At 66.7% G+C, this 13,337-nt stretch carries 10 protein-coding genes and 2 pseudogenes; all 12 read left to right on the forward strand.

What is annotated here, in order from left to right; genetic code table 11:
- Positions 1 to 255 precede the first annotated feature (255 nt).
- Entirely contained in the window at positions 256 to 1,584 is a 1,329-nt protein-coding gene (locus ACIUM1_RS15615; RefSeq protein WP_406813567.1) for a sensor histidine kinase, read from the forward strand.
- Between the two features lie 35 nt (positions 1,585 to 1,619).
- Positions 1,620 to 2,005, forward strand: a pseudogene (locus ACIUM1_RS15620) (hypothetical protein); the annotation flags it as partial.
- Between the two features lie 202 nt (positions 2,006 to 2,207).
- Positions 2,208 to 2,444: pseudogene (locus ACIUM1_RS15625) on the forward strand (PE domain-containing protein); the annotation flags it as partial.
- A 105-nt stretch (positions 2,445 to 2,549) separates the two neighbouring features.
- The gene (locus ACIUM1_RS15630; protein ID WP_406813568.1) at positions 2,550 to 3,731 is read left to right on the forward strand and encodes a PPE family protein; all 1,182 of its coding nucleotides are present in this window, start codon (positions 2,550 to 2,552) and stop codon (positions 3,729 to 3,731) included.
- A 127-nt stretch (positions 3,732 to 3,858) separates the two neighbouring features.
- Positions 3,859 to 4,149 carry a WXG100 family type VII secretion target gene (locus tag ACIUM1_RS15635; protein WP_406817697.1) on the forward strand — a complete coding sequence of 97 codons (291 nt, stop codon included), beginning with the start codon at positions 3,859 to 3,861 and terminating at the stop codon, positions 4,147 to 4,149.
- Between the two features lie 51 nt (positions 4,150 to 4,200).
- Positions 4,201 to 4,488 (forward strand): WXG100 family type VII secretion target, encoded by a 288-nt coding sequence (locus ACIUM1_RS15640; RefSeq protein ID WP_406813569.1) that lies wholly within the window; start codon positions 4,201 to 4,203, stop codon positions 4,486 to 4,488.
- Between the two features lie 114 nt (positions 4,489 to 4,602).
- Positions 4,603 to 5,433 (forward strand): ESX secretion-associated protein EspG, encoded by an 831-nt coding sequence (locus ACIUM1_RS15645; RefSeq protein ID WP_406813570.1) that lies wholly within the window; start codon positions 4,603 to 4,605, stop codon positions 5,431 to 5,433.
- A gap of 123 nt (positions 5,434 to 5,556) precedes the next feature.
- Entirely contained in the window at positions 5,557 to 6,582 is a 1,026-nt protein-coding gene (locus ACIUM1_RS15650) for a MinD/ParA family protein (protein ID WP_406813571.1), read from the forward strand.
- Positions 6,579 to 8,108 (forward strand): type VII secretion integral membrane protein EccD, encoded by a 1,530-nt coding sequence (gene eccD, locus ACIUM1_RS15655; RefSeq protein ID WP_406813572.1) that lies wholly within the window; start codon positions 6,579 to 6,581, stop codon positions 8,106 to 8,108. Before ACIUM1_RS15650 ends, eccD begins: the two co-directional genes overlap by 4 nt.
- A complete protein-coding gene (gene mycP / locus ACIUM1_RS15660; protein WP_406813573.1) occupies positions 8,093 to 9,757 on the forward strand; it encodes a type VII secretion-associated serine protease mycosin in 1,665 nt (554 codons plus the stop codon). The genes eccD and mycP overlap by 16 nt, the downstream gene beginning before the upstream one ends.
- Entirely contained in the window at positions 9,754 to 11,364 is a 1,611-nt protein-coding gene (eccE, locus tag ACIUM1_RS15665; RefSeq protein ID WP_406813574.1) for a type VII secretion protein EccE, read from the forward strand. The genes mycP and eccE overlap by 4 nt, the downstream gene beginning before the upstream one ends.
- A gap of 120 nt (positions 11,365 to 11,484) precedes the next feature.
- The gene (gene eccA2, locus ACIUM1_RS15670; RefSeq protein WP_406813575.1) at positions 11,485 to 13,335 is read left to right on the forward strand and encodes a type VII secretion system ESX-2 AAA family ATPase EccA2; all 1,851 of its coding nucleotides are present in this window, start codon (positions 11,485 to 11,487) and stop codon (positions 13,333 to 13,335) included.
- Positions 13,336 to 13,337 lie beyond the last annotated feature (2 nt).

Raw genomic sequence — 13,337 nt, forward strand, 5'->3', positions numbered from 1 at the left:
GAGAGAGTACTCACTCACCGAGGTCGGGGCAAAATCGGCCCGGTTTCGGCACGTGACGGAGGAGAAGGAAGGCGATGCGGCTAGCGTTAAATTCTTGCGAAACACCACTGCGCTTGATCGTGCCGGGCCGGTACTGCTGTGAGGGTTGTAGGCGGGTTGGTTGACCAGGTCCGCCTGGTCGGCCGCGCCCCCACCGTCAACCAGCGACCACTGAAGGAGCCTGACATTCGCGTCCTACCGCGTGTACAGCTGCCGATGCGAGTGCTGTCGCTGCGCACCATCGTCATCGTTGCCGCTCTATCGGTGATGACTCTGGTCGTCCTGCTGGGCACCTGGGTGTGGGTGGGCGTCACCAACGATCAGTACAGCCAGCTCGACCGCCGGCTTGATTCGGTCAGCAGCCTGGGCGACATCAGCAGCCTGCTCAACAACGCGGAGCACACGAGTCCGGACCGTCCCGCGCCGGACGGCAACTTGGTGCGTACCGCGCGGATCGGCGGGGCCACCGTGTCGGTGCCCAGCAGCATCGTGGTGCCCCAGCTGCCCGACGGCTACGCCAACACCACCATCAACGGGGTGAAGTACCGCGTCCGCACCTTCACCGCGGGTCCCGCATCCATCGCGCTGGCCGCGCCGCTGGCCGAAGCCCAGCACCGGATCAACGAGTTGCATCTGCGGGTGCTGTTGATCTGTGCCAGCGTGATCGGCGGCACCGTCGTGGTGGGCTGGGTGATCTCGCTGATCATGGTCAATCCGTTCCTGCTGTTGGCACAGCAGGCCCGGGCGATCAATGCGCAGTCGAGTCCCGACGAGGTGCAGGTGCGCGGCGTGCGGGAGGCCGTCGAGATCGCCGAAGCCGTCGAGGGAATGCTGGCCCGCATCGGTAAGGAGCAGCAGCGCACCAAGGCCGCCCTCGAGTCGGCACGCGACTTCGCCGCGGTCGCCTCCCACGAGCTGCGCACACCGTTGACCGCGATGCGCACCAACCTCGAGGTGCTGTCCACCCTGGACCTGCCGCCCGAGCAGCGTCACGAGGTCATCGGTGACGTCATTCGCACCCAGAGCCGCATCGAGGCCACCCTGACCGCGCTGGAGCGGCTGGCCCAGGGCGAACTGACCACCGTCGACGATTTCGTCCCTTTCGACATCACCGAACTGTTGGATCGTGCCGCTCACGACGCGCTGCGCATCTACCCCGATGTGGAAGTGTCGCTGGTGCCCTCGCCGACAGTGCTGATGATCGGGCTGCCCACGGGGCTTCGGCTGGTGATCGACAACGCGATCGCCAACGCCGTCAAGCACGGCAACGCCGGCAAGATCCTGCTCACCGTCGGCAGTTCCGGTGAGGGCGTGGAGATCGCGATCGACGACGACGGCACCGGCGTTCCCGAATCCGAACGCGCAACCGTCTTCGAACGCTTTGCCCGCGGCTCGACGGCCTCGCGCTCGGGTTCGGGGCTGGGCCTTGCGCTGGTCGCCCAGCAGGCCGAATTGCACGGCGGCACAGCGGCATTGCAGACCAGCCCGCTCGGCGGTACCCGGCTGCTGCTGCGGTTGGCCGGCGATGGGCGTGGCCCGGCGTAGCGGCCGGCCGCCAGCAAAACGGTAGGACGACGCCCCTGATGCCCCTCGTCGGCTTCACGCCGTTCTTCATGTCGACGACGAATTTGCCTATCGACCCGCCGAAAACAGGCCGGGCACTTAACTGTTCTTTTATCCAGCGGGTGAGTCGCATGAGTATTCACCGCCGCGCACCGGTCTACAACACCTGGCGTTTGTTGCGCGACGCCGATCATCGGTGCACGCGGTGCATGACCATGGCGTCAAAATCGGCGGCGCCGTCATGCCCGCGCCTCGCCATTTCCCGCAATATCCCCGCCACTATTACGCCACCTTTTGGTACGACCCGTTCGGCATCAAACTCGAAGCCGGATGCCATCACGACCGCGACCAGATGAAATGGCCAGGGTGTGATGACCTGACGGTGACCAAGGTGCATTTGTGACTTCCGGGTCATGAGTGGCGACTGAGGTTTATCACCGATTCCTTGTGGGAATCCAGCGTTTTCGGGCTTGGGCCAGCCCTGCTTAACCGAATTCCGGGGGCCTTGAGTGCGGCCAAAACTGTTGTGAATACAAGATCAGTCAAACCGCATTACACTAAGGCGCCAGGCACGTGGATTTGGGTGGAGCCTTCGGAGGGAAATCATGGGAGCTTTCACGTCGGTGCAGACAGAGGCGGTTCTGGCGTCGGCGGGCGCCGAGTCGGCCATCAGCGCAGAGACCCAGGCAGCAGCTTCGGCGGCCGCGCCAGTCCTGCTGGGAGTGCTGCCGATGGGCGGCGACCCCGACTCGGCCATGTTCGCGGCGGCGCTCAACGCCTGCGGCGGCAGCTACTTGGGCGTAGTCTCCGAGCACGCCGCCCAGCGTGGCCTGTTCGCCGGCACGCAGAGCATCGCCTCCAGCACTTACGTCGTCACGGAGCTCATGCGCAGCTTGACGATGGCAATCGGGGCTTAACAGCTAGCACGTTCTAAGGGGGAAGTACGCATGGCCGATCCGGGGTGGGCTGCGCGTACGCCTGAGGAAAACGACATGCTGCTCAAGGCGGGGGCCGGTGTCATCACTCACTTGGCTAACCAGGCAGCCTGGACCGCCTTGGCGGCCACCCATCACGGCTCCAGCATCGCGTCAACGATCAACACCGTTGCGACGTCGGCGAGCTGGACGGGCTCGGGATCGTTGGCCTCGGCGGCAAACGCGACCGCACTGAACGCGTCACTGCACGGATTGGCCGGCTGGGTCGACGTCAAGCCGGCGGTCGTCTCGACCGCGGTCTCGGCGTACCAAATGGCGTACGGCTCGATGCGCCCCGCCCCCGAATGCATCGCGAACCGCACCGAGACCGCGACCGATTACGGCATCAACCCACTGGTTCTCGGGGCGCTGACGCCACGAATCACGTCCCTGGAACTCGAGTACTTCGGCTCGATGTGGCCGAACAACTCCGCCGTCGGGGCCAGTTACGGCACCATCCTGACGGCCTTATCGCAAAGCCTGACCATTCCGCCGCCGGTCGCGACCATGGGCGCATCACCGGCCGCGCCCGCCCAGGCTGCAGCGGCGATTGGTGAGTCGGCGGCGGAGGAAGGGGCCGGCGACGGCATGCGCGCCGCCATGCAGGGCGCGCAGACGGGCACGCAAGGAGCCGGTCAGGCGGCCTCGGGCGGCCAGGACTTCATGAGTCAGGCCGGCTCGTTGATGCAGCCGGCGCAGCAGCTGATCGGAGCGGTCCCTCAGGTGATGCAGGCGCCCATGCAGATGATGCAGACTCCGATGCAGATGATGCACCCGCTGATGGGCATGTTCTCCAACCCCGGCGCCATGGGCATGGGCGGGGCCACGCCGGCGGTGTCGGCAGTCTCTGCCACCACCGGGCTTTCCGCAGCGGAGTCCGGTGCCGGCGGCGGAGCATCCATGGGCGGCGCAGGTATGCCCGCGACCAGTTTCACCCGCCCGGTCAGCGCCTTCGAGCCCGCCACCAGTGGCCGGCCGGTGGGGCTGCGACCGGCCGGGGCATTAGGCGCCGAGGCCATGCGACCGCAGACCACGACGATGGGTGGTGCCCCGATGGGCGGAATGCCGGTGGGGCACGGGGCGGGAGGCGATCGTGGCTCCCGTGACAAAGCCGACCAGCCGGCGACGGTGCGGGTGGTCGACGCTCGAGTGTGAAGCCAACCCCCCTGGTGAAAGGTGAATCGACAGGTCCAAATAGCCGCCATACACTTCGCTTCATGCCCTCACGGGGGGCGGCCCACCGGAGAAGGAGAATTCCGTGACAATCAAAGTAACACCGCAAATGCTTCGCGACGCTTCCAACGCTATCCAGGCGAATATGGAGCACGCGATCGGGATTGGCCAGGGATACGTCGCGAATCAGGAAAACGTGATGAACCCGTCCACTTGGTCTGGTTCTGCTGTGACGGCATCGCACGCAACGGCAATCGAGGTGCAAAACGACTTGAACAAAGTGTTGACCGGCGGCACGCGGCTGGCCGAAGGACTTTCGAAGGCGGCGGCACTGATGGAAGGCCACGAGGCGGATTCTTCGCACGCGTTTAGCGCGCTTTTCGGCGGCCACGGCTCGTAACCATCCACTCATTCGCAATTCCATTAACGGTCTTTTGAAAGGAACTCGACAATGTCCGACCCGATCACCTATAACCCGGGAGCCGTAGCCGACTTCGCCACCGACGTCGCCTCCCGCGCCGGCCAGCTGCAATCGATTTTCGACGACACCTCCAACCGCACGCACGCCCTGCAGGAATTCTTCGCCGGCCACGGTGCATCGGGCTTCTTCGAGGCGCAGGCGCAGATGCTGTCCGGGCTTCAGGGTCTTATCGACACCATCCGCCAGCACGGCGTGACCACCTCCCACGTGCTGGACAACGCAATCAGCACGGACCAGCACATCGCCGGTCTGTTCTGAGTTCCGCTCGACACCGAGACAAGCGGAGGTGGGGCAGCTGCGCCGAGCGTGTTTGCCCCACCTTTGGTGTCTCATCCACCGGTTGGGTAACTCATTGACTGAAGGCACGGCGACATGCTGACGACGACGGTCGATGGCTTATGGGTGTTGCAAGCGGTCACCGGTGTGGAGCAGACCTGTCCTGAGCTGGGGCTGCGGCCGATGTTGCCGCGTCTGGACACCCCAGAGCGCGCGAGGAGCCACCCGGCGGCCGCCGAATTGATGGCCGCCGGTGCGCTCGATGAGGCCGGCAACGTCGACCCGATGATTCGCGAGTGGCTGACGGTGCTGCTGCGACGAGACCTCGCACTGCTGGTGATGATCGGCGTCCCGGGTCGTGAGCCGACCCGGGCATCGATCTGCCGGTTCGCGACGTGGTGGGTCGTGTTGGAGCGCCACGGGGACCTGGTGCGTCTGTATCCCGCCGGCACGGCCGGCAACGAAGCCTCGGCCAGCGACCTTTTGGTCGGACAGGTCGAGCGGCTGTGCGGTGTAGCCGAGGCGGCGCCGCTGCGTCCGGTCACCCTGGATACCGAGCAGTTACTGAACTCGGTCCGCGACACTGCCAGCCTGCGGGCGTTTCTGCTCGAACAGCGGCTCGACGCCGACCAGCTGCAGATGGTCCTGGCGGCCGCCGACCCGGCGCGGTCCGCCCACGCGAACATCGTCGGGCTGCAGGCCGGGGTCGGGCCGGACGAGTTGGCGCGGGTAGCCGTAGGCGACTCGACGGTGTCCATCGTCGACACCCCCGCGGGCCGGATCTGCATCGAGAGCGTCACCTCGGGACAGCGTCAGTACCAGATTCTCTCGCCGGGCTCGCGCACCGACATCGGTGGAGCGATCCAACGCCTCATCCGGCGGTTGCCCGCCGGCGACGAGTGGCATTCGTATCGGCGAGTGGTGTGAGGTGTCGGGAACCGCGTCGAAACTAACTTAGATAACCAAAGTCTTGGAATAGCAACGCGTGTCGCACTTGAAAGGTTTCTGAACGGGTAAACGCGCTATCGCCAACCGTGTTAGCATCGCGTCGTGACGAGCCCTTGGAATGACCCGAATATGTCGGACGAAGGAGCGCTCAGACGGGGGGATCCGTCAGGGGGCACCAACTTCCCGGATTCGGTATCCGACACCATGCGTATTACCGATCTGGCCGCACCGCGGAAAATTCCACCGGGGTCGGGCTGGCGGAAATTCATTTACTCCATCTCGTTTCACAAAATAAATCCGGGTGAGTCGCCCCGGGAACGGCACTACCGGGATTTGCAAAATCGCATCCGACGGCACATCCGGCGGCAATACGTCATCACGGTCGTCTCCGGCAAGGGAGGGGTGGGCGTCACGACACTCGCCGCCTGCATCGGGGGCGTGTTCCGGGAATGCCGCCCGCAGAACGTGATTGCCATCGATGCCGTCCCGGGCTTCGGGACTCTGGCCGACCGCATCGACGAGTCCCCGCCCGGCGACTACACAGCCATCATCAACGACACCGATGTCCAGGGTTACGCCGACATTCGAGAACACTTGGGGCAGAACGTCATCGGGCTTGACGTGCTGGCCGGTAACCGTACCTCCGACCAGCCCAGGCCGTTGGTGCCCGCGATGTTCTCCGGGGTGCTGTCGCGGCTGCGGCGCACCCACACGGTGATGATCGTGGACACCTCTCCCGACCTCGAACACGAAGTGATGAAGCCGGTGCTGGAGAACACCGACACGCTCGTGTTCGTCTCCGGCATCACCGCGGACCGCTCACGTCCGGTGCTGCGGGCGGTGGATTATTTGCGTTCGCAGGGCTACCACGAGCTGGTCTCGCGCAGCACGGTGATTGTCAACCACACCGACCAGATCACCGACAAGGACGCGCTGGCTTACTTGACCGAGCGGTTCACCAAGGTCGGGGCGACGGTCGAAGTGCTGCCGTTCGATCCGCACCTCGCAAAAGGTGGCATCATCGATACGGTTCACGAGCTGAAAAAGAAGTCGCGATTGCGCCTTTTCGAAATCACCGCCGGGCTGGCGGACAAATATATTCCTGACGCTGAGCGGTCGATGCCGTGACAGCGCCGCATAAGGTCGCTTTCCCGGCGCGTTGTGCGGTCAACATTTCTTACGAGAAGCATCTGTGCTCCCAGGTATTCCCCGCCGGAATTCCGATGGAGGGATTCTTCGAGGGAATGGTCGAGCTGTTCGACGCCGACCTGAAGCGCAAAGGCTTTGACGGCATCGCCTTGCCGGCGGGCAGCTACGAACTGCACAAGATCAACGGCGTTCGGCTCGATATCAACAAAAGCCTCGACGAGCTGGGGGTCCAGGACGGCGACACCTTGGTGCTGGTGCCCCGGGTGGACGGCGAGTCGTTCGAACCGCAATACGAATCTTTGTCAACGGGGTTGGCGGCCATGGGCAAGTGGCTGGGCCGCGACGGTGGCGACCGGATGTTTGCCCCGGTGACGCCGCTGACGGCCGCGCACACGGCGGTCGCGGTGATCGCGATGGCGGTCGGCGTCATCGTGGCGCTGACCCTGCGGGCACGGACGTTCACCGACGGGCCCATCCCGGCCGCGGTGGCGGGAGCGGTCGGCGCCCTGCTCCTGGTCGCGACGCTGGTGGTGCGCAGCGGGTGGCAAGAGCGGCGCGACCTGTTCAGCGGGTTCGCGTGGCTGGCAGTGTTGTCGCTGGCGGCCGCCGGCGCCTGCGCACCCCCGGGACTACTTGGCGCGGCGCATGGACTGATCGGCGCCGTCATCGTGATCCTGGGTGCCATCGCCATCGGAGTGACCGCGCGAAACCGTTGGCAGACCGCAGTTGTCACCGCGGTGGTGACGGTTTGCGGGATCCTGGCGGCCGTCGCCGCCGTCCGCATGTTCCGGCCGGCTTCGGCCCAGGTGCTCGCGGTCTGCGTGCTGGTCGGATTGCTTGTCCTGGTCCGGATGACCCCCCTGATCGCGTTGTGGGTGGCGCGGGTCAGACCGCCGCATTTCGGCTCGATCACCGGCCGGGACCTGTTCGCGCGGCGCGAGGGGATGCCCGTCGACACGGTGTCTCCGGTCAGTGAGGACGAATCCGAGGACGAGGACAACGAACTGACCGACATCACCGCGCGTGGCGCCGCGATCGCCGCCTCGGCGCGTTTGGTCAACGCCGTCCAGGTGGGCATGTGTGTCGGGGTGTCGATCGTGCTGCCCGCGGCGGTATGGGGGGTGTTGACACCGGGACGCCCTTGGGCGTGGTTGGCGCTGGTGGTGGCCGGACTCGTGGCGGGCATCTTCCTGACCCAGGGGCGCGGATTCGCCGCCAAGTATCAGGCCATCGCCCTCGTGTGCGGGGCGTCCGCTGCGGTGTGCGCGGGAGTGGTCAAATACGCCGTCGCCGGGCCCAAAGACGCGATGAGCGGGCTGATGTGGCCCGCGGTGGCCGTGGCCACCTTCGCCGCATTGGGTTTGGCCGCCGCACTTTTGGTGCCGGCCATGAGGTTTCGGCCATTCATCCGGTTGACCGTGGAATGGGTGGAAGTGCTCGCATTCATCGTCTTGCTGCCAGCGGCGGCGGCCTTGGGAGGGCTCTTCACGTGGATTCGCCACTGAGAAAGGCCGCGGCGCTGTCCGCCGCTGTCGCACTGGTCGCGTTGTCTGTCAATATCCCTGCCGCACTTGCCGTTACACCGCCTTCGGTGGATCCGGGGATGGTGCCGCCGGACGGGCCACCACGATCTGACCAGCCGATGCGCCGCGCCAACAGCTGCTCGAGCCCGATCACCGTGAGAAACCCCGACGTGGCGCAACTGGCCCCGGGCTTCAACCTGCTCAACATCACGAAGGCCTGGCAATACAGCACCGGCAACGGTGTACCCGTGGCGGTCATCGACACCGGGGTGTCGCCGACCCCGCGATTACCGGTGGTACCCGGTGGTGACTACATCATGGGAGAGGACGGGCTGTCCGATTGCGACGCCCACGGCACGATCGTCGCCTCGATCATCGGCGCTGCGCCGCAAGGGATTTTGCCGATGCCACGGCCGATGCCGGCCACTCCGGCGTTCCCACCGCCGGCCGGTCCCCCGCCGGTCGCCGGTGCTCCGCCCCCGCCGGTCGAAGTTCCGCCGCCGGCGGCGCCCGCACCGCCGCCCCCGCCGGTGACGATCACCCAGGTCATCCCCCCGCCGCCCCCGCCCCCGCCGCCCCCGCCGCCGGAGGGAGGCGGCGCCACGGCCGCGTCCAACGGGCCGCCCGATCCGCAGACCGACGACGAACCCGCGGTGCCGCCGCTGCCGCCCGGAGCGCCCGACGGGGTGGTGGGGGTGGCCCCGCACGCGACCATCATCTCGATCCGGCAGTCCTCACGAGCCTTCGAGCCGGTAAACCCCCCGCCGGGAGACCCCTACTCCGACGAGAAGGTCAAGGCCGGCACGTTGAATTCGGTTGCGCGCGCGGTGGTTCACGCCGCGAACATGGGCGCGAAGGTGATCAACATTTCGGTCACCTCGTGCCTGCCCGCCGCGGCCCCGGCCGATCAACGGGCGCTTGGTGCGGCACTGTGGTACGCGTCCACCGCGAAGGACGCGGTGATCGTCGCGGCCGCCGGCAACGACGGGGAAGCCGGCTGTAACAACAACCCGACGTATGACCCGTTGGACCCGTCGGATCCCCGGGACTGGCATCAGGTCAAGATCGTTTCGGCGCCCTCGTGGTTTTCCGACTATGTCCTGTCGGTGGGTGCCGTCGACGCCAGCGGCGCCCCGCTCGACAAGAGCATGTCGGGACCCTGGGTCGGCGTGGCCGCACCCGGGACGCACATCATGGGCCTCTCACCGCAGGGCGGCGGCCCGGTCAACGCCTACCCGCCGTCGCGGCCGGGCGAGAAGAACATGCCGTTCTGGGGAACGAGTTTCTCAGCGGCTTACGTCAGCGGGGTCGCGGCGTTGGTGCGGGCGAAATTCCCCGACCTCAGCGCGCATCAGGTGATCAACCGGATCGTCCAGTCGGCGCACAATCCGCCTGCGGGCGTTGACAATAAAGTCGGGTACGGGTTGGTGGATCCGGTCGCCGCGCTGACCTTCAACATTCCGCCGGGCGAGCGGATGGCCCCCGGCGCGCAGAGCCGGGTCATCACACCGGCGCCGCCGCCCCCGCCACCCGACCACCGCGCCCGCAACATCGCCATCGGATTCTTGGGGACCGTGGCCGCCGGTGTGCTGGTGTTCGCGATCGCGGCGCGATTGCGCAGGGCACGATGAGGGCCGACCTGACGGGGTTCTCCAGCGGCAGCAACCGCCGGGTGGTCGGCATCTGGGTGGTGTTCGCCCTCGCGTTCGCCGGCTGGCTCGTCGGCGGGTATATCGGCGCCGCCGTTGCCGCGGTGGTGGGGGTCGCGCTGGTCTTCGTGCGCTGGTGGGGTCAGCCGGCGTGGTCATGGGCCGTGCTGTGGCGGCGCGGCCGGCGACCGATCGACTGGGCTCCGCCGGTCACCGTGGCCAACAACCGATCTGGTGGCGGCGTCCGCGTGCACGACGGCGTCGCCGTGGTCGCGGTGCAGTTGCTCGGCAAAGGGCACCGGGCGACCATGGTGACCGGCTCGGTGACCGTCGAGACCGAAAATGTGCTCGACATCGTCGAATTGGTGCCGATGCTGCACCAGGCCCTGGGCCTGCAGCTGGATTCTATCAGCGTCGTCACCATCGGCTCGCGGCACGGCACCATCGGGGACTTCCCTCGGGTGTACGACTCGGAGATCGGAACGCCGCCCTACGCGGGCCGGCGGGAGACGTGGCTGATCGTGCGGCTGGCGGTGATGGACAACACTCAGGCCCTGTTCTGGCGCACCACCGTCGGCGCCGCCGCCATTTCGGTTGCACAACGCATTGCGGGGTTGTTGCGCTGCCAAGGATTGCGCGCGAAGGTGGCCAACGCCACCGACCTCGTCGAGCTCGATCGCCGGCTTGGCGGGGACGCGGTGTCGGGCAGCGCGCAGCGATGGAAAGCCATCCGCGGGGAAGCGGGTTGGATGACCACCTATGCGTATCCGGCCGAGGCGATCACGTCGCGCAACCTGTCGCAGGCGTGGACCCTGCGGGCCGACGAGGTCATCCAGAACGTCACGGTCTTTCCGGACGCCCGATGCACCGCGACCGTCACCGTGCGCACGCCGACGCCCGCGCCCACACCGCCCAGCGTGATCCTGCGTCGGCTGAACGGTGAGCAGGCGGCCGCGGCGGCCGCGAACATGTGCGGTCCCCGTCCGCGGCTGCGTGGGCTGCGCCGCAGCCCGCTGCCCGCGCAACTGGTCACCGAAATCGGCCCGTCGGGCGTGCTGATCGGCAAGCTCAGCAACGGTGACCGGCTGCTGATGCCGGTCACCGACGCCGGTGAGCTGTCGCGGGTGTTCGTCGCCGCCGACGACCCGATCGCCAAACGGATCGTGATCCGCACCGCCGGTGCCGGCGAGCGGGTCTGCGTGCACACCCGCGACATGTCACGCTGGGCCAGCGTACGAATGCCGGAGATCAGTGTCGTCAGCAGCTCGCGCCCCGCACCCCGGACCACCGTGAGCGTGGTCGAGTATGCCCCGCGACGGGGCAACGGCTTCGGCGCGGCCGAAGGCGGCGCTATCGAGGCGGCGATCTCGCCGACTCCCCGACCGGCGACGGTGATCACCATCGCGCCCGCGGGAACCAGTCTCTCCGACGGACAGCGACACGGCTTCGAGGTGATCATCGAGCAGATCGGCCCGTCGGTGGTGAATGTCAGTGCAGCAGGACAGAATTGGCTTGTCGAAATGGACATGTTCCGCGCCGAGAACCGCTACGTCAGTCTCGAGCCGGTGAGCATGGCGGTCGGCACGTAGCGGGTCGGTAAGGCGAGTTTGAGGCACGGTGTGGTGAGCGCAGGTAGCGGTTGTGGTGACGTGCGATTCGGCTGACAGCGGCCGCCCGCAAATCCGCCGACCACACCCACGGTGCTCGGGATGGGGGACGTGATGGGTGACTTACAAACTGCCCGAAGGCATTTCGACCGTGCCATGGCGATCAAGAGTCAACAGGGCCGGGCGGCGGCGTTGCCTGAGTTCGTTGCTGCCACCGACGCCGACAAGTCGATGGCCGACGCGTGGCTGGGACGCATCGCGTGCGGTGACCACGACCTGGCCTCGTTGCGCCAGCTCTATGCCACCAGCGAATGGCTGCACCGCGAGACAACCCGCATCGGGCAGACGCTGGCGGCGGAGATCCAGCTGGGCCCCTACATCGGCATCACCGTCACTGATGCGTCGCAGGTCGGCCTGGCGTTGGCGTCCGCGTTGACGATTGCCGGGGAGTATGCCGAGGCCGACAGGCTGCTGGCCAACCGCGACCTGCTGGACTCGTGGACCAATTACCAGTGGCACCAGCTGGCCAGGACGTTTCTGATGTATCGCACACAACGCTGGCCGGACGTGTTGTTGACCGCCGCCGAGGAGCTGCCCCCGCAGGCCATCGTGATGTCGGCTGTGACAGCGTCGATTTGCGCGTTGGCCGCTCACGCCGCCGCCCACCTCGGGCAGGGCCGCGTTGCCTTGGACTGGTTGGACCGGGTCGACGTGATCGGGCACACCCAGGCGTCGTCACGCTTCGACGCCGACGTGTTGACGGCGTCGATCGGCCCTGCCGACATTCCGCTGCTCGTCGCCGATCTCGCTTACGTGCGGGGGATGGTGCACCGGCAGCTGCGCGAAGAGGACAAGGCCCAGGTCTGGCTTTCCAAGGCCACCATCAACGGCGTGCTGACCGAGGCGGCCAAGGAGGCACTGGCCGACCCGAACCTGCACCTGGTCGTGACGGACGAGGAAACCATCGCCAGCCGGACCGATCGGTGGGACGCCTCGTCGGCGAAGAGCCGCGACGAGCTTGACGACGATGCCGCCGCCGATCGGCGCGCCGAACTGTTGGCCGAGGGGCGCAAACTGTTGGCCAAACAGGTGGGACTCGCCGCGGTCAAAGAAGCCGTCGCTGCGCTGGAAGACCAACTCGAGGTGCGAATGATGCGCCTCGAGCATGGCCTGCCGGTGGAGGGGCAGACCAACCACATGCTGCTGGTCGGCCCGCCCGGTACCGGCAAGACCACGACCGCCGAAGCCCTGGGCAAAATCTACGCCGGCATGGGCATCGTGCGGCACCCCGAGATCCGGGAGGTGCGCCGCTCCGATTTCTGTGGCCACTTCATCGGCGAATCGGGGCCCAAGACCAACGAACTGATCGAAAAGTCGCTCGGGCGAATCATTTTCATGGATGAGTTCTATTCCCTGATCGAGCGCCATCAGGACGGCACACCCGACATGATCGGCATGGAGGCCGTCAACCAGCTCCTGGTCGCGCTGGAAGCACACCGGTTCGACTTCTGTTTCATCGGTGCGGGGTACGAAGACCAAGTGGATGCCTTCCTCACCGTGAACCCTGGTTTGGCAGGCCGGTTCAACCGCAAGCTGCGATTCGAGTCCTATTCGCCGGCAGAGATCGTCGAGATCGCGCACCGCTACGCCACGCCGCGTGCCAGCCTGCTCGACGACGGTGCGCGCGAGACGTTCCTGGACGCGGCCACCACCATCCGCAACTACACCACTCCTGGCGGCCGGCACGGCATCGACGCCATGCAGAACGGTAGGTTCGCCCGCAACGTCGTCGAACGCGCGGAGGGCTATCGGGACACCCGGGTGGTCGCACAAAAGCGTGCGGGCCAGCCGGTGACGGTAGAGGATCTGCAGATCATCACCGCGGGTGACATTCAAGCCGCCGTGCGCAGCGTGTGTTCGGACAACCGCGACATGGCGGCCATCGTCTGGTGATG

This window comes from Mycobacterium sp. M23085 (assembly GCF_045343915.1).
In the GTDB taxonomy this organism is placed as follows: Bacteria; Actinomycetota; Actinomycetes; order Mycobacteriales; family Mycobacteriaceae; genus Mycobacterium.

Bases quoted from the DNA above. Each gene is read 5' to 3' on its own strand.
- ACIUM1_RS15615 (WP_406813567.1), top strand. From the start codon at position 256: ATGCGAGTGCTGTCGCTGCGCACCATCGTCATCGTTGCCGCTCTATCG.
- ACIUM1_RS15630 (WP_406813568.1), top strand. From the start codon at position 2,550: ATGGCCGATCCGGGGTGGGCTGCGCGTACGCCTGAGGAAAACGACATG.
- ACIUM1_RS15635 (WP_406817697.1), top strand. From the start codon at position 3,859: ATGCTTCGCGACGCTTCCAACGCTATCCAGGCGAATATGGAGCACGCG.
- ACIUM1_RS15640 (WP_406813569.1), top strand. From the start codon at position 4,201: ATGTCCGACCCGATCACCTATAACCCGGGAGCCGTAGCCGACTTCGCC.
- ACIUM1_RS15645 (WP_406813570.1), top strand. From the start codon at position 4,603: ATGCTGACGACGACGGTCGATGGCTTATGGGTGTTGCAAGCGGTCACC.
- eccE (WP_406813574.1), top strand. From the start codon at position 9,754: ATGAGGGCCGACCTGACGGGGTTCTCCAGCGGCAGCAACCGCCGGGTG.
- eccA2 (WP_406813575.1), top strand. From the start codon at position 11,485: ATGGGGGACGTGATGGGTGACTTACAAACTGCCCGAAGGCATTTCGAC.